At 47.3% G+C, this 18,452-nt stretch carries 16 protein-coding genes and 1 riboswitch; of the genes, 6 read left to right on the forward strand and 10 right to left on the reverse strand.

Going from position 1 to position 18,452, the window contains the following annotated elements:
• Together SAPGRDRAFT_RS07665 and SAPGRDRAFT_RS07670 are read right to left on the reverse strand one after the other, a co-directional pair.
• On the reverse strand, positions 1 to 477 hold a 477-nt coding region (locus SAPGRDRAFT_RS07665), incomplete at its 3' end, for a transposase (RefSeq protein WP_002658474.1).
• 118 nt (positions 478 to 595) lie between these two features.
• Positions 596 to 2,137, reverse strand: coding sequence for a zinc-dependent metalloprotease (locus tag SAPGRDRAFT_RS07670; RefSeq protein ID WP_002658475.1), 1,542 nt, complete (start codon positions 2,135 to 2,137; stop codon positions 596 to 598).
• Between the two features lie 141 nt (positions 2,138 to 2,278).
• Between SAPGRDRAFT_RS07670 and SAPGRDRAFT_RS07675 the strand changes: the two genes are divergently transcribed.
• Entirely contained in the window at positions 2,279 to 3,955 is a 1,677-nt protein-coding gene (locus SAPGRDRAFT_RS07675) for a gliding motility-associated C-terminal domain-containing protein (RefSeq protein ID WP_002658476.1), read from the forward strand.
• On the opposite strand, the gene SAPGRDRAFT_RS07680 is transcribed toward SAPGRDRAFT_RS07675, so the two are convergent.
• The 6 genes from SAPGRDRAFT_RS07680 to SAPGRDRAFT_RS07705 all read right to left on the reverse strand — a co-directional run bounded on the left by SAPGRDRAFT_RS07680 (position 3,942) and on the right by SAPGRDRAFT_RS07705 (position 9,191).
• Positions 3,942 to 4,550, reverse strand: coding sequence for a hypothetical protein (locus SAPGRDRAFT_RS07680; protein ID WP_002658477.1), 609 nt, complete (start codon positions 4,548 to 4,550; stop codon positions 3,942 to 3,944). The two genes, SAPGRDRAFT_RS07675 and SAPGRDRAFT_RS07680, sit on opposite strands and share 14 nt — an antisense overlap.
• A gap of 168 nt (positions 4,551 to 4,718) precedes the next feature.
• Positions 4,719 to 5,165: a nucleoside deaminase gene (locus tag SAPGRDRAFT_RS07685; protein ID WP_002658478.1), complete on the reverse strand. Its 447-nt coding sequence runs from the start codon at positions 5,163 to 5,165 to the stop codon at positions 4,719 to 4,721.
• 231 nt (positions 5,166 to 5,396) lie between these two features.
• Positions 5,397 to 6,395, reverse strand: coding sequence for a M28 family peptidase (locus SAPGRDRAFT_RS07690; RefSeq protein ID WP_051018615.1), 999 nt, complete (start codon positions 6,393 to 6,395; stop codon positions 5,397 to 5,399).
• Between the two features lie 3 nt (positions 6,396 to 6,398).
• Positions 6,399 to 6,890, reverse strand: a complete 492-nt coding sequence (locus SAPGRDRAFT_RS07695) for a gliding motility lipoprotein GldH (protein ID WP_037349952.1) — start codon at positions 6,888 to 6,890, stop codon at positions 6,399 to 6,401.
• Positions 6,871 to 8,172, reverse strand: a complete 1,302-nt coding sequence (locus tag SAPGRDRAFT_RS07700; protein ID WP_002658482.1) for a PSP1 domain-containing protein — start codon at positions 8,170 to 8,172, stop codon at positions 6,871 to 6,873. Before SAPGRDRAFT_RS07700 ends, SAPGRDRAFT_RS07695 begins: the two co-directional genes overlap by 20 nt.
• A gap of 299 nt (positions 8,173 to 8,471) precedes the next feature.
• The gene (locus SAPGRDRAFT_RS07705) at positions 8,472 to 9,191 is read right to left on the reverse strand and encodes a hypothetical protein (protein ID WP_002658484.1); all 720 of its coding nucleotides are present in this window, start codon (positions 9,189 to 9,191) and stop codon (positions 8,472 to 8,474) included.
• A gap of 198 nt (positions 9,192 to 9,389) precedes the next feature.
• Here SAPGRDRAFT_RS07705 and SAPGRDRAFT_RS07710 point away from each other — a divergent pair, with 198 nt between their 5' ends.
• The 4 genes from SAPGRDRAFT_RS07710 to SAPGRDRAFT_RS07725 all read left to right on the forward strand — a co-directional run bounded on the left by SAPGRDRAFT_RS07710 (position 9,390) and on the right by SAPGRDRAFT_RS07725 (position 11,912).
• Positions 9,390 to 9,791, forward strand: a complete 402-nt coding sequence (locus tag SAPGRDRAFT_RS07710) for an HIT family protein (RefSeq protein WP_002658485.1) — start codon at positions 9,390 to 9,392, stop codon at positions 9,789 to 9,791.
• A gap of 4 nt (positions 9,792 to 9,795) precedes the next feature.
• A complete protein-coding gene (locus SAPGRDRAFT_RS07715; protein ID WP_002658487.1) occupies positions 9,796 to 10,527 on the forward strand; it encodes a PrsW family intramembrane metalloprotease in 732 nt (243 codons plus the stop codon).
• 20 nt (positions 10,528 to 10,547) lie between these two features.
• Complete coding sequence (locus SAPGRDRAFT_RS07720; RefSeq protein WP_002658488.1) at positions 10,548 to 11,240, forward strand: PrsW family intramembrane metalloprotease; 693 nt, start codon at positions 10,548 to 10,550, stop codon at positions 11,238 to 11,240.
• 180 nt (positions 11,241 to 11,420) lie between these two features.
• The gene (locus SAPGRDRAFT_RS07725; protein ID WP_002658489.1) at positions 11,421 to 11,912 is read left to right on the forward strand and encodes a regulatory protein RecX; all 492 of its coding nucleotides are present in this window, start codon (positions 11,421 to 11,423) and stop codon (positions 11,910 to 11,912) included.
• Between the two features lie 227 nt (positions 11,913 to 12,139).
• On the opposite strand, the gene SAPGRDRAFT_RS07730 is transcribed toward SAPGRDRAFT_RS07725, so the two are convergent.
• Positions 12,140 to 13,936, reverse strand: coding sequence for an acyl-CoA dehydrogenase family protein (locus tag SAPGRDRAFT_RS07730; protein ID WP_002658491.1), 1,797 nt, complete (start codon positions 13,934 to 13,936; stop codon positions 12,140 to 12,142).
• Between the two features lie 302 nt (positions 13,937 to 14,238).
• Positions 14,239 to 14,349, reverse strand: a riboswitch (SAM riboswitch).
• 302 nt (positions 14,350 to 14,651) lie between these two features.
• Between SAPGRDRAFT_RS07730 and SAPGRDRAFT_RS07735 the strand changes: the two genes are divergently transcribed.
• The gene (locus tag SAPGRDRAFT_RS07735; protein WP_002658492.1) at positions 14,652 to 16,529 is read left to right on the forward strand and encodes a WD40 repeat domain-containing protein; all 1,878 of its coding nucleotides are present in this window, start codon (positions 14,652 to 14,654) and stop codon (positions 16,527 to 16,529) included.
• 346 nt (positions 16,530 to 16,875) lie between these two features.
• Here SAPGRDRAFT_RS07735 and SAPGRDRAFT_RS07740 read toward each other — a convergent pair whose 3' ends face one another.
• Positions 16,876 to 18,435, reverse strand: coding sequence for a glycine--tRNA ligase (locus SAPGRDRAFT_RS07740; protein WP_002658494.1), 1,560 nt, complete (start codon positions 18,433 to 18,435; stop codon positions 16,876 to 16,878).
• Between the last annotated feature and the right edge of the window lie 17 nt (positions 18,436 to 18,452).

An 18,452-nucleotide genomic window follows, 5' to 3' on the forward strand; every position in this document is an offset into this window, starting at 1 on the left:
ATGACTCTCGATTTCAAACAAATCATTATGGTTTCCCGCAAAAGGCGGAGACATAGCGATTGGCAGCCCATTTTTATCTGTGAGAAAGAGAGCATTTGTGGTTTTGGACTTTTTTCGGCCCTGATAACCCACAGCTTCGCCCCCTCTTTTCGCTGGGGTATGACTTCCGTCAAGCTGTATACTAGATAAATCTAAACAAGATTTTTCATGGGCTAGAAATTGGATCCACACTTTTTGCCAAATACCAGACTCGGACCAGCTATTGAAGTAGTAATATACTGTTTGCCAGCAAATTAGAACTTCGTCAAAAAAAGATTGTATCGGTAATTCTCTCCACTGACAACCTGTTTTAAGCCTATAAATTATCGCTTTAACAATTTGCCACAGAGGCGCTTTGGTTTTTCGAGCCAATTTTTTTTCGGGAAAAAATGCTAATATTTTTTCCGTAATAAATTCTTTTGATAAATTCACAACCATGTTGCAAAGCCTTTTTTTGTTTTTGTCGTAATCAACAATAATAAGCGCTTTGCAGCCTATTTACACGCCTTAGTCTAGCTGCTGACTAAAAAATTTAAACAAGCTCTATATAAGCAAATTAGCGCTGAATCACCAATTTCTGTTGCAAATTGCCATAGGGCGTGTTCAAGACCACCATATACACCCCATTGCTCAACTGCCCAACTTCTAGCAGCTGCGCATTGTCGCCAGCAAAAAACTGAATCTTATCTAGGCCCGCTACTTTGCGGCCATCTAGACTAAAGACCTGCAAGCTCGCCACCAAATCTTTAGGCAAATTGATGAGCAATTCTGCCGTAGACCCCGCCAAAGGGTTTTGCATCAAGCGCATTTCAGACATACTGCTAAACTCCTCGCCAATGACAGAAGAAGTAGGCGCCGTTGTGCTAAAGCTCTGTGCAGGAGAAGTAGCGCCACAAGTATTCAACTGATTGAGCGGACGAACGGTCCAGCTATACTGACGAGGGAAACCCAAATCAGCCTGCGGGATAGTCGTTGAGGTTGTTCCATAAACAATCTTCTCAGTAACCGTCTCAATGGGGATTCCCCCAAAAGTACGCTCAATGTTAATATAATAGGCCGTAGCATTGCTCACTGCGGTCCATTCTAAAGTGATGTCGCCATTCAACTCTACACTTCCGCCATTGCTAGGTGCCACCGCCGAAATGCCCGCACCAGAAACTACCGCATTGGGCGTAGGCGCAGAAAAAGAGTTCCAACGACTCAAAATATCAGCCGCCATGGCCGACTTTTGCTCCGCCGTAAATGAATCGACACAAGCATCGGCATAATAAGACATAAAGTTAGACTCCATTGGGTCTACAGCCACCCCCAAAGGATCTTTTACGCCCCCAGTATAGGGACAATTATCGCGGAAAGACACATAGTCTGCCGGCGTATCGCAAAAACCATCCGCTGCAGAGCTACAGTTGGCACTACCGCCCGTACGAGCTTCTCGCTCTACTGACGAACCGTTAATCAAGTTAGGGGCATTGCCTGGCTCATAAATCGTTACATCGGCACCCTCCCAACCATAAAAGGTATGGTTGAGGGTAAAGAAGTGGCCCACCTCATGTGTTCCTGTGCTAGAGGTTCCATTGGCCATTTGGTTAAGAACAAAGATAAAGTCGCCAGCAGGCGTATAGTAAGAAGCGACTTGGTTGTTCACCGAAGCACTCATAAAGATATTAACTGCTCCAGCCGATTTATTATTAAACATGATGTTTTGCGAGCCAAAACCGCCCCCATCATTATAGACTGTATTATTATTAAAGTAATTGACCGAATTGCTCACGCCCTGCATATAAAACTGTACGTCCTGCGAGCGGTAGTCATTATTCATATCGCAGAGCATAGCAAATACATTGCTCAAAGATACTGTATTCTCGCCATTGGCATCGCCTACTATATGAAACTTAACAGGGATATATTTAATATTTCGGCTCTGCTGAAAAGCAGCTATTTCTGCAGGATCCACCAAGCGGCGGTTTTCCATTAGACGTTGCTTAATAAGCTGACCATCGGCAAAACTGACACCACAATCTGCGTTTAGCTGCTGGGCCTGAAGACTAAGGCTTGACCAACCCAATAGGGCAGCTCCGATTAGTGCTTTTATTTTCATAAAAATTTGTATTATAGTTAGTTAATCCCTTTATTGATAGGCTATTCTTCCAAAGATAAATAATTATATCTTGCTAAATGGCCTAAGTGACAGTATTTTTTAGGCACAAAGGCTGGTTTAGCATTCAATTATATGCCTATTATGTTTTCTAAGCCAATCCTCAAGGCCCTATTTTTCTGCCTGCTTTTTTCTAGCTCCTTAGCGGCACAATTGCATAATCAAGGGGCCTTGATTTCTATTAAGTCGGGGGCTATGCTCAGCGTTCAGGGCGATCTTGAAAATGCTGGAGCGATTGACAATAGCGATACGATACACCTTCGCGGCGACTTTATCCAAAATCACCCCAGCAACCAAGGCTTCAGTTCTATTAACGAGGGCTGGCTCTTTTTGGATGGAGGCCAGCAGGCCATTCGAGGAAATTTCCCTAGCCGATTTCATTATTTGGTCTTGGCGGGCAGTGACCATAAAACCGCTAGTACCCAAGCTAGTTTTGTGACAGGCCAGCTCCGCTTAAATGAGTGGAAATTGGCCCTAGATAGCCAACGGCTCGAAATTCTTTCGGCGGAGCCCAATGCCTTGCAAACAGGCCAAAATGGCCAATATGGCTTTATTTCTTCTTCTGGGCCTGGCGGACTTATTCGCAAAATGGACCGCCCGGCCCCCTATCTTTTTGCTCTGGGTGGAACGGATAATGGCCTTCGTCTTTTTCGCCCAATGTTAATTCAGCCTCAGGCTAATGATAGTAGCCAAGTTTGGGCCAGTTATTGGGCCGGCGATGCAGGCCAATATGGCCTAGACCGACAGCAAAAAGAGCTAGAACTCTGCCTGCTCAATCCACTTTATAGCCATGCCATTAACAGAGAGCAAGGTAGCAGCCCCCTTCAAATTAGCTTTTATAGCGACCCCAATACAGAGGGCCAATTTGAACAGCTGGCCCAATGGAGCAGCAGCTGGAAGTATCTCGATGAGCTTCAGAATCAGCTCCCTAGCTTTGCGGGCCTCCAAAGCCTTACCCTAGATAGTTTGCTGAGCAACTGGAGCGATAGCCTTTTTATTCTGGCCCAAAAGAGCCCCGAACTAATACTAGAAGCCGCCCCTGCCCCCTATTGCGACAATGCCGAAATTCTCCTTAGCGAAACCCTTGGCCTATACAATGATTACGAACTCTATATTAACGGGCAGGTTTGGGGAAATAGCCCCAGCCCCAGCTTTTCCCCCCTACTTTCTCCTGGCCAATATCAGTTGCAGCTCTTGGGCCAAAATGCGGCCTGTGGCCGCTGGAGCGATAGCCTATTAATTGAGGTATTTGCCGCCCCTCAGCTCCAGCTCAATAATGACACCCTGATTGTAGAGGGCAGCAGCATTCCCTTAGCCGCCAATGGGGCCGACTTCTACAATTGGAGCCCTAGTCTAGACATAGACTGTGACATCTGTCCACAAACAATTGCCCAACCGAGCAGCAGCGGATATATTCGGCTTTTAGGCGAGAGTATGGAGGGTTGCAGCAGCCTAGATTCTTTTTATGTAGAACTGCGTCCTAGAGTAGAAGACATTCTCTTTATTCCCAATGTGATTACGCCCAACAATGACGGCCAAAATGATTTTTGGGTGATTCAAAACATACAGCTTTTCCCCAAAAACAAGTTGCGCATTCTCAACCGCTGGGGAGACCTGGTCTATCGGGCCGATTTTTACAACAACAACTGGCAGGGAGAGTTTGCCAATGGCCCTCTTCCTGCGGGCACCTACTATTATATTCTGGACCTAGGCGAGGGCTGGGGCGTTTTTAAAGGCCCCATTACTATTATTCGTCAGTAGTCTGCATTTTAATAATCATTTGCCGAATTTCTTCACAGAGGCGGCCCGAATACTCTAATTCTAAAAGGAGCTCTCGGGCCGCCTCTTTTTGGCCCCGATAATAGCGATAAAGGGCGGCTTGCAGCTTTAAGCCCCCAAAGGTATAATGGTCTTCGGCCTGCTCCAAACCGGCCAAAGCCAACTGATAGGCCTGGCTGGGCTGCTGATCTAAATAACGGCAAGCCTCCAAATAGGCGGGCGCATAAGCTACGGCATGTTGCCGCATGAGGGTTAGGGCTTGCAGGGCCTTTTCTTTGGGCAGGTTTCGGCTTTGGATGAGCGCCCGATAAAAGCCTTTAGGAAAGCGGCCCGACAGCTCTCCTTCAATGGCCCAGCTGGCCTGCACTGCGGCCCGAAAATCGCCTAAAAAGGCATAAGTTTGCTGCGCCCAGCGGTAGCGTTTGAGTAAAAGCAGTGCATAGGCGGCATCATAGATAAATTCAGGCTGTGGGTCTAGTTTATAGGCGGTCCAAAAGGCCCTTAAAGCGGCCAAAGGTTGGTTAGCATTTAGGGCAATTTGGCCTTTTTCGTATTCTAATTTTGCGCTGCTATTCATCTTCTTTTTTATTTTTTGGGGCCTCCGCTGCGCTACGCTTGCGGCGCTACGTTTCGGGGCTCGCTATTCGCTCGGCCCTTCAGCGCTCCGCGCTTTGGTCTGGCCTTCGCCCCCCCCTGCACATCGCTAGGCCAGCTGGACCCTAAAGGGTGTTTTTTGCTTTATAAGCTAGCGTTTGCGTTTAAAAAAGCTTTGGAGTAGGGCTTGGGCCTCTTCGGCTAGTGGTCCTTGTTCCAATTTGGTTTTGGGGTGTAGGGCTTTTGGGGCGAGGGCTAGAAATCCTCTTTTGGGGTCGGCGGCGGCATAGACAACTCGGCCAATTTGGGCCCAAGCCAAAGCGCCGGCGCACATCAGGCAGGGTTCTAGGGTAACATAAAGCGTAGCTTTGGGCAAATACTTACTATCTAGGGCTTGGGCTGCTGCGGTAATGGCCAAAATTTCGGCATGGGCGCTAATATCGGTTAGGGCTTCGGTGCGGTTATGTGCTCGGGCCAAAATCTGATTTTGGGTTACTAGAACAGCGCCGACGGGCACCTCATCTAGTTCAAAGGCTTTTTGGGCCTCTAAGAGGGCTTGGCGCATAAAAAACTCATCGGAAAAAACGTTAAAATCCATAGGGTATAGACATTAGGCGGGCTGGTCCTTTTTTTTTGGGGACCAGCCCGTTTTGCGTATAGCAGGCGGCGAAGCCGCCGCAGAGGAGCGAAGCGACTGGCCTAGCGATGCGGCGGGGTGGCCCGAAGGGCCAGACCCAGCGGGCGAAGCCCGCGCAGGGCCGAGCAGACCTGCGAGCCCCAAAGCGTAGCGCAGCAAGCGCAGCGCAGCTGAGGCCCCAAATTTCCTTAATTACTGGCCTCTTTGTTCGTATTGATAAATTACTTGCAAAACTGTTTGGCCCACTGCTTTGAGGGTAGTAGGGCTAATGATATCGATATCATCTTGGTGGGTATGCCAATAGGGGCCGAAGCCCGTGGGGCTGCCCTTGGGTAAATTGATAATATCGAGCATCGGGATTTTGCGAATTTCGTTTACAAAAAGGTGGTCATCGACCAATTGGCCGTGAGTTTCGTCTACAAAAAAGTCGTTATAGCCTAACTTCCAGGCTATTTGCCAGACCTCATCCACATAAAAGGCGGCATGTTTGAGCGAGACCCCTTCTTTGGGGAAGCGGGCTGCGCGGGCGCCGACCATATCGAGAAGGATACCAAACTTTGCTTTATAGTTGGGGCTATGTGGGTTTCGGCTCCAGTGTTGGGCGCCTAGGCACCAAGAGCTGCGGTCATAGGCATCGCCGGAGAGGCCTTGGTCTTCCACATCAAAAAGGACGATATCTACACCTACATTTTGGAGTTGTTGTTTTTGGATTTGGCGGCTAATTTCGATTAAAACGGCTACGCCGCTAGCGCCATCATCTGCGCCGGGGATAGGTTCTGATTGGCGTTCGTTATCGCGGTCGGCTACTGCACGGGTATCCCAGTGAGCGGCGAGCAGGATACGAGTTTTGGCTTGGGGATTAATTTGGGCCACAATATTTTTGATGGGATAAGTTTTGCCTTGGCCATTATTCATTTCGGCGGTTTGGATATGGGCTTTAGTGCCGTAGGATTCAAACTTTTGGAGGAGCCAATTGGCGCAATCTTCATGTCCTTGGGTTTCGGGAACTCGGGGTCCAAAGGCCAGTTGAGTTTTAACGAAAGCGTAGGCAGAATCGGCGATAAAGCTGGGTGCTTTGGCCAGTTTTTCCTCGGCTTCGGTTGGAGGAGTTGGTTGAGGTTTTGGGGTATCATTTTTACAGGCCCAAAGCAGGCTAAGGGCAAAAAAAGCGGTAGCGAATTGGCGCATCATAATTTAGGATTCGGGATCAGCTTTTGCGGTTTCTAGAAGGAGTTTCAGGCTAGCGATACCGTTTAGAGAATCTTGGCGGCTATACTGTTGGAACTCAATTTTATAGTTGCCCAATTGGTTAAACTTAATATTGGGCATAAAGATAAGGCGTCGTTGGCAGAACTCGCCTTGGCATTTGCCCTCCCATTTACCTTTTGGGCTAGCGAGTTCTAGAGAGACCTGTCGTTCATTGAGTTCTCCGTCGGGCATTTCGACTTTTAGGAGGCTATAGACATTTTCGAACTCATAGCCTTGTTTATGTTTAATCTCTAGGTAGAGATTATAGGCTACTGTAGTATCTGAAATGGGTAGTGTAAACTGCAGGGCATCGGCATAGGTCCAGATAGCTTGAGGGATAGCTTGTTCTTCTTCATAGAGATAATCTTGGCAGCTAGTCAATAGGGTCAGGAGTGGCAACAACATAAAAGGGAGCCATTTATTTTTTATTAGCATCATGCTTCGCTTTATTATTTTGCGAGTTTCGTGGTCGTTTTTTACGATTGCTTTTGGGGCGGCTAGGCTTCGTTTTATTTTCTGTTGGTTGAGGGCCTTTAGGGCCTTGTTTTGTTGGATTTTTGGGTTTCCGTTTCCGTTTTCGTTTGCGGTTATTTCTTTTTTTATCCTCTTTGAGTTCGCTAAGTTCTAGGCTACCGGAGCCATCGACAAAATCGTCGGGCCCTGTTTCTTTATTTAGGTGGTGGCTTGTTTTATTATCTATAATAAACTCGGAGAGGTGATAAGGTTTTTGGCCTTTTTTATTTTGGGCGGCAATTTCCTGCACACGTTCTACAGAGAGCGGGAAGACCTCCATGCCCCCAAATTCTTTTTGGTAGGCAAAGTACATAATCCGTTTAAAGATATCGGTTTTAAGGAGTTGGGCGCTTCCTTTTTCTGTTTCTAGGCGGTGAATATGTTTGGGGAAGGTTTTGAGTGCATCGAGATAAGTATTGAGCTCAAAATTGAGGCAACATTTGAGGCGGCCACATTGTCCGGAGAGTTTAGACTGATTGATGGCTAAATTTTGGTAGCGGGCGGCGGTTGTGGAGACGGATTTAAAATCGGTCAGCCAGGTGGAGCAGCAGAGTTCTCGGCCACAGGGGCCTAGGCCACCGATTAGGGCAGACTCTTGTCGGGCGCCGATTTGGCGCATTTCGATTTTCACGCGGAACTCTCGGGCGAAGATGCGGATGAGTTCGCGAAAATCCACTCGGCCATCGGCGGTATAATAGAAAGTAGCTTTTCGGCGGTCTCCTTGATACTCTACGGCGCCAATTTTCATATCGAGTTGAAGTTCTCGGGCTAGGACTCTGGCTCGGACCATTGTTTCTTGTTCGGCGGCTCTAGCTTCGGCTAGGCGTTCCAAGTCTCTTTCATTGGCGGTACGGAGTATATTAGGGAGAATAGCGTTAGGTTTCACCCTTTTCTTTTTCATTTGCAGGCGGACCAATTCGCCCATTAGGCTAACTCGGCCAATATCGTAGCCGCCAGACTTGCTTTCTACGGCTACTTGGTCGCCGGTATGGATTTGCAGATAGGGCGGCAGGCGATAAAAGGCCTTTCGCATATTATCTTTGAACGAGAGCTCGACCACATCTAGTTGGGCCATATCGGGCATTTCCATATTTGCGAGCCAATCAAAGGTATTGAGTTTATTACAGCCTCCGCTGTTACAGTTTCCGTTATCTCCACAACCAGTACTGCTACAACCGGCAGTACTGGAACAATTCGAACATCCCATAAATATATATATAGCTAGAGGGCGGGGCCCTCTTTATTGTTGAGAAAGATGAGCTACTTCTTTTGCAGGCAAGAGCTTAGGGGCTAAGTTGCCAGGAGGAGCAGCTATTTTTTTTGCTAGCCAACAGCTCTGTAGAGCGGCAAAGAAGGGGCTTTTTCAAGCCTAAAAGCGACTAGCCCGAGCAAAGGGGTTGGGCTTATTTTGGCTAGCTAAAAATCATTCAAAAGTACAAATTTGTTTAGACTTTTGTGGCCTTCAGCAAAAAAAAGGCCGCCTTTGGGGCCGCCTTAAAGGTTTCTTTAGTTATTATTGGGAGCAATAATCTGAGCTTCCTGCTCAAAGTTTTTGGGCAGAGCTCCATACTGCCCCAAATAGCTCCATTCTCCATGTCCGTTGCAGCCAAACTGCCATTCTACGGTATTTTCTTGGCCTTGTTCATCATAGTAGGGATAAACATAAGAAATCAGCCAGCCTCCATATATTTTTTTGCTATAGATATCGGGGCCTTTTTGGCCTAGGCTAGGAATTTCGACCAAAAAGACATTTTTTTGTTCAGAAAACTTGCGGGCAATATAGGCTATATTTTTGGGTCGAGGGCTTTCTAGGTTCAACTGTAGCAGTCCCTCTTCTTCTGTCCACGACTTAATACTTAGTTCATAGGTATCTAATAAAAGGCGCAGTGGCCCTCTTTGCAAATTGTTGCTATTTCTGAGCTCCTGCAAGTCAGGCAGGCTAGGGTCTACATACAGGCTAAAACTATAGCAGTTGGCCGTCTGCTGTGCTCGAATATTTAGCTCGTTGATAAACAAAAAGGCTTCATGCCCCGATTGACTAAGGGTTTCTAAAGATATGGCCAATTCAGCCACTTCTGCCAAAGGCAGTTCGGCCTGTTCGGCTGCTTCTGTTTGCCTAGCTACAAGCTGTAATGCATTTTGATAATACTGATCTTGGGCATTGAGCGAAATTGAAGCAGTAAAAAAAGTAATGTTAAGAAATAATAGCCTATAAAGATGTCCCATAAAAGCAATATTCTAATAGTGTTGGTTTTCATAGGGAGTAGAAGTGGGGGAATAGGTCACTATGAAAAATAAACTTAGGGATATATGGGATGGGGCTTATCTAAAGGTAGTCTTTTTTAAACTAATGACAAGACTGGCTCTCAAGTTCTTCCATTTCCTTAAAAAGCAGTACCTTTCTGGACCTTAAAAAATAGCATTATGCCTAGTATTTTCAGCAAAATTATCGCTGGCGAAATTCCGGCCTACAAATTAGCCGAAACAGCCAATTTTTTGGCTTTTCTCGATATCTCTCCTGTAGAAAAAGGGCATGCCCTAGTGATTCCCAAAAAAGAGGTAGATTATATTTTTGATTTGGAAGATGAGGAGCTGGCCCAGCTACATCTCTTTGCCAAAAAAGTGGCCTTGGCCATGGAAAAGGTGGTCCCTTGCAAGCGCATTGGTATGGCGGTGGTTGGCCTAGAGGTCCCTCATGTGCATATCCACCTGATTCCGCTACAAGACCTTGGCTCTATCAATTTTACTAAAGAAAGAGTGCAGCTCAGCCAAGAGGAATTTGCCAATTTGGCCCAAAAAATTCAGCTCGCTTTAGCCGAACACTAGCAAGATGCTAGACCTCCTTTTACTCTCGAGCCTAGCCATTTTGCCTAGCCTCCTCCTGATTTTTTTGCTCTATGGGCTCAGCTATAAGGCTCCGCCCCCGGTCTCTCTTATGCTTATTGCTAGCCTTTTTGGCGTGATCAGTACCTACCCCGCCATCAAAATGGAGGAGTTTGGCATTTATGATTTGGGCATGCTGTTGCAGGGAGATCTCTGGACCAGCTTTACTTTTTCTTTTCTTATTGTGGCCTTTAGCGAAGAAACCCTAAAGTATATTTTCTTGCGCTATTATCTCTACCCCAAAAAAGAGTTTGCCGTCCCCCTCGATGGTATTGTGTACGCTGGCTGCATCGGTTTGGGCTTTGCCGCTGCCGAAAATTTTCTCTATCTGGTCATCCGCCTAGATGATCTGGAACAGGCCTATTCTCTAGCCTATCGCCGTATGTTTACCGCCCTGCCCGCTCATGCCGCCTTCGGGATCGTAATGGGCTACTTTATGGGCCTAGCCCGCTTCCAAGCCAAAAGAGAGGTCCTTTTTTTATTGCTCGCCCTGCTTTTTCCCATTATTCTGCATGGCCTATACGACTTCTTCATTTTTCAGAAATTATCTAAAGTTTTAACTATATTTACCGAGATCACCTTGGCCATTTCCCTACTCTTGGGCGCCTTCATGATTCGCGCCCATCGGCATTATAAAAGAAGAACAGAAAAAGGCCCTCCCCCATTTATTGAACTTTAGTCGTTTCCAAACTTTTTTGCATGGATTATTATCTCTTGGCCCTCTCGGTCTTGCCGGGCTTGGCTATTTGCTATTATATCTGGCGGCGCGATAAGCACGAACCAGAACCCAAACATCTCCTCTTTTTCTGCTTTCTCTTTGGGATGCTCAGTACGGTGCCTGCCGTTTTTCTCGAAACGATGGGCCAAAATATGGGCATTATCGCCGATGAGAATTTTCTCAAAACTTTTGCCTTTGCCGTTGGGGTGGTGGGCTTTAGCGAGGAGTTTTGCAAGTTTCTTTTCCTCCGCTATTATATTTATCCCAAAAAAGAATTTGACGAGCCCATGGACGGCATTGTTTATTCTGTTATGGTCAGTATGGGCTTTGCCACTCTCGAAAATGTGCTTTATGTGGCCCAAGGGGGCTATGAAGTGGCTTTTCTGCGCATGTTTACGGCTGTTCCCGCTCATGCGGCCTTTGCCGTGATTATGGGCTATTTTGTGGGCCTCGGCAAATTTCACTTGCATAAGGGCAAAGAAAGCCTTTTCTTACTCAAGGGCCTCGGCTTGGCGGCTTTGGTCCATGGCCTCTACGATTTTTTTATCTTCCAAGTCAATTTTCCCAGCCTGCAATACCTCACCTTTGTGGTCCTTTTTGTAGCCATCTTCATCAGCTTTCCCATGATTAAGCGCCTGCTGCATATTTCTCCTCATAAGGAGGAAATTCATTAGATGTCCATTTTTTGGGGCCTCCGCAGCAAAGCTGCGGCGCTACGTTTCGGGGCTCGCAGCTCTGCTCGGCCCTGCGCGGGCTTTGCCCGCTGGGTCTGCGGCTTCGCCGCCCCCCTGCACATCGCTAGGCCGTTTGGCCTACGGCCATAGGGCCGTTTTTCTGTCTTTTAGTTTCCATCTATGCCTAAACCACCTTATATCAGTTATGAGGCCGCCTTGGCCAAATTGCAAAGCTTTTGCGCCTATCAGGAACGCTGCCACCAAGAGGTCCGTAAAAAGTTAATGGACCTAGGCGTCTATGGTGAGCGTCTAGACGAAATTGTGGCGGACCTCATCGAAGATAATTTCCTCAATGAAGAGCGTTTTGCCCATGCCTTTGCCGGGGGCAAGTTTAGGGTAAAAAGCTGGGGCCGCCTACGCATCCAAAGAGAGCTCAAGGCCAAAAATGTTTCGGCTTATTGTATCCGTAAGGCCCTCAAAAATGAGCTGCCCGAAGAGGAGTATTTTCCCAAATTACTACAGCTATTGCGCAAGAAAAACCGCCTGCTCCATAAGGGCGATTATTATAGCCGCTCTAAAAAACTGGCCCAATATGCCCAATACAGGGGCTATGAGTCCCACCTCATTTGGGAGGCCATTAAGATTGTTTTGAATGAAGAAGAGGAAGACTAACTTTTGGGTTCAGAACGACCGAAGGGAGTGGCCTAGCGATGTGAAAGGGTGGCCGAAGGCCAGACCAAGCAAAATGAGCGCAGCGAAATTTTGCGAAGGGCCGAGCAGACCTGCGAGCCCTGAAACGTAGCGCCCGCCGCAGGCGGGAGGCCCCAAAAAAGCATAAAAAAAGAGCAAGATTTCCCTAAGGTCATCTTGCTCTTTCGCTTTTATATAGGCGCTAAAAACTAGTCTTGGTAGCAGTAGTCATTGGCGGCAAGTAGGCTATCTGCAATTTGGCGGCGGAGCGCTTTGGTATTGATAAACTCTTGCTTACAATAGCGTTTGATAGCGAGCATCAGGGTCTTCTTTTTGTCGCCATCGGCCCAAGAGGCCACCGCTTGGCGGGCAGAGAAAGCGATGCGCTCAGTAGCATCATTGAGATAAATGCGGCTCATGGCAATTTGGTCGGCCACGGCTTCTTCTCCACGGAGGCTAGCCAATTTTTGCGCGCGCAAAATGGCAGATTCGGCCAAGTAGATTTCGGCCATCACATCGGCCATATTCATTAGGATTTCTTGCTCATCCTTGAGGCCCATCATGAGTTCTTGAGCGGTCATTCCAGAGACGGCCAAGAAACATTTTTTAAGATTTTGGACCTGTAGTAATTCGGCGGCTAGCAATCCTTCGGGAGCGGCTTTTTGCAAAGAAAAAGACATCAACTCTTTTTGGATCGCCATAGCGGGCGTCATCATATCAATTTGGCCTTTCATGGCCTTTTTGAGGAGCATATCTACCGAAAGCATGCGGTTGATTTCGTTGGTTCCCTCAAAGATTCGGTTAATTCGAGAATCGCGATAAGCGCTAGCCATGGGGGCCTCTTCAGAGTAGCCCATACCGCCATAAATTTGTAGGCCTTCATCCACCACATAATCTAGGCATTCAGAGCCACGGACCTTGAGGATAGCACATTCGATAGCGTATTCCTCGGCGGCGCCTAGTAGCGATTCGCCTAAGGTTTTACCCTCTGCTTGGAGTTGATGTTCTACATGATCGATAGCTTTGCTTGCACGATGCACGGCGGCTTCAGTTACCCAAATGCGGGTAGCTTGCTCGCCCAATTTGTGCTTAATGGCGCCAAAATTACCGATAGATTGGCCAAACTGCTTGCGTTCGTTGGCATAACCTACAGCATGCTTTACTACAGACTTAGAAGCGCCCAAAACGCCGGCGGCTAGTTTAATACGGCCAATATTGAGGATATTAAAGGCAATTTTGTGGCCTTTTCCGATTTGGCCCAAAACGTTTTCTACAGGCACCTCTACGTTTTCAAAAAACACCTGACGAGTAGAAGAGCCCTTGATACCGAGTTTCATTTCCTCGGCGCCCAAGCTAAGGCCCGCCCAATCTTTTTCTACGATAAAGCCCGTGAACTTTTCGCCATCAATTTTAGCAAAAACGACAAAGACATCGGCAAAACCCGCGTTGGTAATCCACATTTTTTGTCCGTTGAGGATATAATGCGTGCCGGCTTCATTGAGAACCGCCTTAGTTTTTGCGGCCAAGGCATCAGAGCCAGAATCGGGCTCGGTTAGGCAGTAAGCGGCAAACTTATCGCCAGCAACTAGGCTAGGCAAGTACTTGCTTTTCTGCTCTTCATTTCCAAAATAAAGAATGGGGAGCATACCGATACCCGTATGAGCGCCCACAGAAAGCGAAAAAGAGCGAGTATGCGCCAGATATTCGGTAATGGTCATATTGGTAGAAAAATCTTGCATAAACCCGCCGTACTCCTCGGGGAAAGAGGTCCCTAGAAGGCCCAAATCACCTGCTTTTTTGAGCAATTCTTTGGTGAGTTCGATATCTAGTTTCTCAATTTTGGCCGTATTGGGAGCTACTTCCTTATCAATAAAATCTTGTAGCATATTGAGGACCATATTCTGTTCCTCTGTGCGTTCTTCTTTGGTAAAAATGTTGTCGTAACTGATTTGTTCGAGGAGAAATTCTCCGCCGCCCAGTACTTTTTTGCTAGTTGTCGTAGCCATAATAAATTTGATTAGAATTTGGTGATGATTTGCCTAGCTAAACAGCTAGAATTCATAGCGGTTTAATTTGGCCCGCTTAATATAATGAGTTCTCATTAAAAAATGATTAAGTTTTTGGCCGAACTCTAGATAGAGGCCTAAAAAAAAACTCCCTGCGCCCAAGGGCACAGAGAGTCACAGCTAACAAACAACTAAACAACATAAATCATTAAGATATCGTCCTAAAACGATAAAAGCTCAAAGGCAAATACCTTCGAGCTTTTTATATTTCGTCATCTTTCGATGCTTCATTTAAACAGCTTCGCTTATCTGCCCCTCCGCCTTTCGGCTTCAGTAGGAAGTAGCACCTTGCCTCTAAGAGCAGGTTGCTAAGGTTTCTTTGGGCCTAATCCCTCCACCTTTCTGGATAAGTAAAAGTCCAACTTTTAAACAACAGATTTGCTGTTGTTTAAGGGACCATATATAGAACTTTGTATACACAAATATGGGGTCTATCTCTCAGATTTCCAAATCCTTTTGAAATTTATTTGTCTCCACAACCATTTTCTGAGCGCCTAGCATCTATGCAACTAAATGGGCCAAAATAGTCCTGTTTTAACATATCCTTTTATAATTTTTCATTTCTTCCAAAGGACTTAATTTTATCAGCTCAAAGGCAGGCTTGCCCCCCACTTTTAAAATGATATTTTGAGGCCCTTTTCATAAAACTGGCCATATGCGCAGCATTTTTTTTCTCATTTTTTTTCATTTTTTTTTCCTGGCCTTGGCCCAAAAGCAGGCTTTTGTCTCAGAATACTACATCTATAGTGCTTCGCCTCCTGCCGACAGCCTGCCCAAAATGAAGTTTTTGCATAGCTGGGGCGATAGCCGCTGGAGCGCCCCTTTTGCGCCTATGGGAGGCGATATTCGATTTGCGGCCCATGATTCTATTATTCTGATTGCAGGCGGTAGTTATCTGACTGCCTGGGACCGAAAAAGCGGGCAGCTGCTTTGGGAAAGAGGCTTTAGGCACCGAAAAAATTACAGCAACCTGAGCCGCAGCCTGCGTATACTTAAAAGTCAGCCTTTGGGGATGGTCAGTAATGACAAAAATGGGGCTTATGTCTTTAATTATTATACTGGGGAGCTAATCGATAGCCTGCCCTTTGCTTCTGATAACCCAGAGGCCCGCATTAGCCCCAATGGCAAATGGCTGGCGATTTATGGCGGGCAGTATCTCCTCTCTAAAATAAAAAACCTAAAAACTGGCGAAGTTCGAGAGCTGCCAGGCACCCTAGCCGCTATTGAGTTTCATCCCCAAAAAGAGGAGGCAGTAGTGAGTATTGTCCGCAGCCAAAGTATGCAGGTCCAACTGGCCAAATTGGAGCTCAACAGCCTGCAACTAAGTCCCATCAAAACAGATTTTAATTATCGGCAAACGCAGCGAATTGCTTTTTCTCAGGATGGGGAGCTTTTGGCCCTTGGCTTTTTTCAGGGCCGCCTAGAAATTTGGGATTATCTGGACCAAGCCAAGCTCATGGACACGATTGTCGATAGAAGCTGGATAGAAAGCCTAGAATTTTCGCCCAACGACAAAGAGCTCTTAATTGTGGGCAGTGTCAATATTTTACTTTGGAAGCGCAGAAGCCAAAAACTAAAGCCGGTTCCCCTACCCAAAGATTGCCGTTGCAATGGCTGGGAAGATGGCAGCTGGGACCAAGAAGGCAAGGGCTTTCTTTTGGCCTGCCGCCAATGGACGCATCCCGTTTACCTCAAAAAAAAAGGAGTGGGTGGCCAACTCAAAGGGGCCGAAACCTTTATGTTTCCGCCTGATATTCTCAGTTTTTCGCCTGATGGGAAGTATCTGGCGGTGGGCTCGCACTATGGCCCCAATGTCCGAATATTAAAAACGAAACAGCCCAATTGGCGGCTAGATTTACCGCCAAACGATGAGGTGTTGAGCTATTCTCAACTTCGATTTTCGCCCAATGGAAACTACCTTTTGGCCCTGCCCTCCTCCTATCAGCATAAGGAGGGCGTGCAGCCGCTCTACAGCTTTCCGAAGCTAAAATTACAGCCTCAAAAACTCAAAAAACATTATTTAGATGCCTGCTTTACGCCCGATAGTCGAGCGATTTTGGGCATTCATTACCGAAAAAACAATGTCTTTGATTACGTTCTAGAGCTTCGGTCCATCAAAAATTATTGGGGGCCATCGGCGGCAAAATGGGAGCAAAAATTAAAGGAAGAGGGCCAGCCTTTTGTCCCGCTGCTTTGGCAAAGTCATTCGATCAATTTGGCCCATTGGCTGAATGCACGACTTAGCAAGCTGCTGCCTGCTCCTGCGGTTCGGGGCTACGACAATAAAAGCGCCCTGATGTCTGAGCATTGTTTTGGCGGCTTTACGGCCAAGCAAAACTACTATGCGGGCATTGGCCAAAATGGCCATCTCTATCTGTATGATGGCCAAACGGGGCAGCCCAAGGCGGTGGTTCCCTTTCAGGGGCGGGCGGTTTCGCATACGGCCATTAGCCCCGATGGCCGCTATATTGCGGTGGTCAGTTGGGAGGGCCTGATTTCCCTTTATGAGGTCCCTAAGCCGTTTAGAGATTAGGATATTTTGGGGCCTCCGCAGCAAAGCTGCGGCGCTACGCTTTGGGGCTCGCAGGTCTGCTCGGCCCTTCGCTTTTTTTCGCTTTGCTCAAAAAAGCTTGGTCTGGCCTTCGGCCACCCCGCCGCATCGCTAGGCCACTCCCTTCGGTCGTTCTGGACCAATAAAGAGGGCCCAAAACCGTGGTTTTGGGCCCTCTTCTTTTCCGAGCTCAAATCTGGCTGAGGGATGGACAGCAGGGCCGCCAAAGGCGGCAGACCGAGGTGCTTGCGCCGAAGGGCCGAGCGAACAGCGAGCTGCGAAACAGCCCGACCCGAGCGAAGCGAGTGGGCAGCCCCAAATCCTTATCCTACAGCTGGCGAAGCAGCTGCGCTATATCTACTTTCTCGCTGATGATGCGTTCCACCTCATCAATAGATACTCGTTTCTGCTCTAGGGTGTCGCGGTCGCGAATGGTGACCGTATTGTCCTCCAAAGTATCAAAGTCGATGGTCACGCAATAAGGCGTACCGATAGCATCTTGGCGGCGGTAGCGGCGGCCAATGGCATCCTTCTCATCGTATTGGCATTGGAAGCTATATTTTAGGCGATCAAAGACCTCTCTGGCCTTGCTCGTTAGGGCTTCTTTGTTTTTGAGCAAAGGTAAAATCGTACATTTGACGGGGGCCAAAGCGGGGTGGAGTTTCATGACCGTGCGGCTAGATTCCTTGCCATCGGCATCAGGTACAATATCCTCTTGAAGGGCATCGCTGAGGACCGCTAGGAACATCCGATCGCAACCCACAGAAGTCTCGACCACATAAGGTACATAGCTTTCCTTGAGTTCGGGATCAAAATATTGCAACTTCTTGCCAGAGAGCTCTTGGTGGGCCTTGAGGTCAAAGTCGGTGCGAGAGTGGATGCCCTCTAGCTCGCGGAAGCCAAAGGCGTATTCAAACTCAATATCGGCAGCGGCATTGGCATAATGCGCCAATTTTTCGTGATTATGGAAACGGTGGGCCTTTTCTCCGCCAATAATGGCTTGATGCCAGCGAAGGCGCTTTTCTTTCCAGTACTCATAGGCTGCTAGCTCTTTGCCGGGGCGCACAAAATACTGCATCTCCATTTGTTCAAACTCTCTCATGCGGAAAACAAACTGTCGGGCCACAATCTCGTTGCGGAAAGCCTTACCGATCTGTGCAATACCAAAGGGCAACTTTTGGCGAGAGCTATTGAGGACGTTATTAAAATTGACAAAAATACCTTGGGCGGTTTCGGGGCGGAGATACAGATTATTGTCGCCCAAAGAGCCTCCCCCTTGGGTAGAGAACATCAGATTAAACTGACGGATATCGGTCCAATTTCCTGTTCCACTAACGGGGCATTTGATTTCTAGCTCCTCGATGAGGCCTTTAAAGCCGGCAAGATCTTCAGCATTGAGGAAAGCATTCATTCGCTCAATGGCCGAATCAATTTGGCCCTGATATTTTAGGACTCTGGGGTTGGTGGCTCTGAACTCCTGTTCATTAAAGGCATCGCCAAAGCGTTTGGCGGCTTTGCGAATTTCCTTAGCGATTTTATTTTCTAATTTGCCGGCATAAACCTCCTCGATTAGGTGGTCGGCACGGTAGCGTTTTTTAGAGTCCTTATTATCGATCATTGGATCATTAAAGGCATCTACATGGCCAGAAGCCACCCAAGTTTGGGGGTGCATAAAGATAGAGGCATCTAGGCCCACAATATTTTCATGAGCTTGCACCATAGCGCGCCACCAATAGTCCTTAATATTTTGGCGGAGTTGGCTACCGTAGGGGCCGTAATCATAGACGGCATTGAGTCCTCCATAAATATCTGAAGAGGGGTAGACAAATCCATATTCTTTACAGTGGGCCACAATTTCCTGCAGGCCAAATTTCTTTACAGTACTCATAAGATGTTTTATTCTTT

This window comes from Saprospira grandis DSM 2844, from assembly GCF_000275825.1.
Classification (GTDB): Bacteria; Bacteroidota; Bacteroidia; order Chitinophagales; family Saprospiraceae; genus Saprospira; species Saprospira grandis_A.

Coding starts and splice junctions, on each gene's coding strand:
- SAPGRDRAFT_RS07670 (WP_002658475.1), bottom strand. CDS start 2,137: ATGAAAATAAAAGCACTAATCGGAGCTGCCCTATTGGGTTGGTCAAGC.
- SAPGRDRAFT_RS07675 (WP_002658476.1), top strand. CDS start 2,279: ATGTTTTCTAAGCCAATCCTCAAGGCCCTATTTTTCTGCCTGCTTTTT.
- SAPGRDRAFT_RS07680 (WP_002658477.1), bottom strand. CDS start 4,550: ATGAATAGCAGCGCAAAATTAGAATACGAAAAAGGCCAAATTGCCCTA.
- SAPGRDRAFT_RS07685 (WP_002658478.1), bottom strand. CDS start 5,165: ATGGATTTTAACGTTTTTTCCGATGAGTTTTTTATGCGCCAAGCCCTC.
- SAPGRDRAFT_RS07690 (WP_051018615.1), bottom strand. CDS start 6,395: ATGATGCGCCAATTCGCTACCGCTTTTTTTGCCCTTAGCCTGCTTTGG.
- SAPGRDRAFT_RS07695 (WP_037349952.1), bottom strand. CDS start 6,890: ATGATGCTAATAAAAAATAAATGGCTCCCTTTTATGTTGTTGCCACTC.
- SAPGRDRAFT_RS07700 (WP_002658482.1), bottom strand. CDS start 8,172: ATGGGATGTTCGAATTGTTCCAGTACTGCCGGTTGTAGCAGTACTGGT.
- SAPGRDRAFT_RS07705 (WP_002658484.1), bottom strand. CDS start 9,191: ATGGGACATCTTTATAGGCTATTATTTCTTAACATTACTTTTTTTACT.
- SAPGRDRAFT_RS07710 (WP_002658485.1), top strand. CDS start 9,390: ATGCCTAGTATTTTCAGCAAAATTATCGCTGGCGAAATTCCGGCCTAC.
- SAPGRDRAFT_RS07715 (WP_002658487.1), top strand. CDS start 9,796: ATGCTAGACCTCCTTTTACTCTCGAGCCTAGCCATTTTGCCTAGCCTC.
- SAPGRDRAFT_RS07720 (WP_002658488.1), top strand. CDS start 10,548: ATGGATTATTATCTCTTGGCCCTCTCGGTCTTGCCGGGCTTGGCTATT.
- SAPGRDRAFT_RS07725 (WP_002658489.1), top strand. CDS start 11,421: ATGCCTAAACCACCTTATATCAGTTATGAGGCCGCCTTGGCCAAATTG.
- SAPGRDRAFT_RS07730 (WP_002658491.1), bottom strand. CDS start 13,936: ATGGCTACGACAACTAGCAAAAAAGTACTGGGCGGCGGAGAATTTCTC.
- SAPGRDRAFT_RS07735 (WP_002658492.1), top strand. CDS start 14,652: ATGCGCAGCATTTTTTTTCTCATTTTTTTTCATTTTTTTTTCCTGGCC.
- SAPGRDRAFT_RS07740 (WP_002658494.1), bottom strand. CDS start 18,435: ATGAGTACTGTAAAGAAATTTGGCCTGCAGGAAATTGTGGCCCACTGT.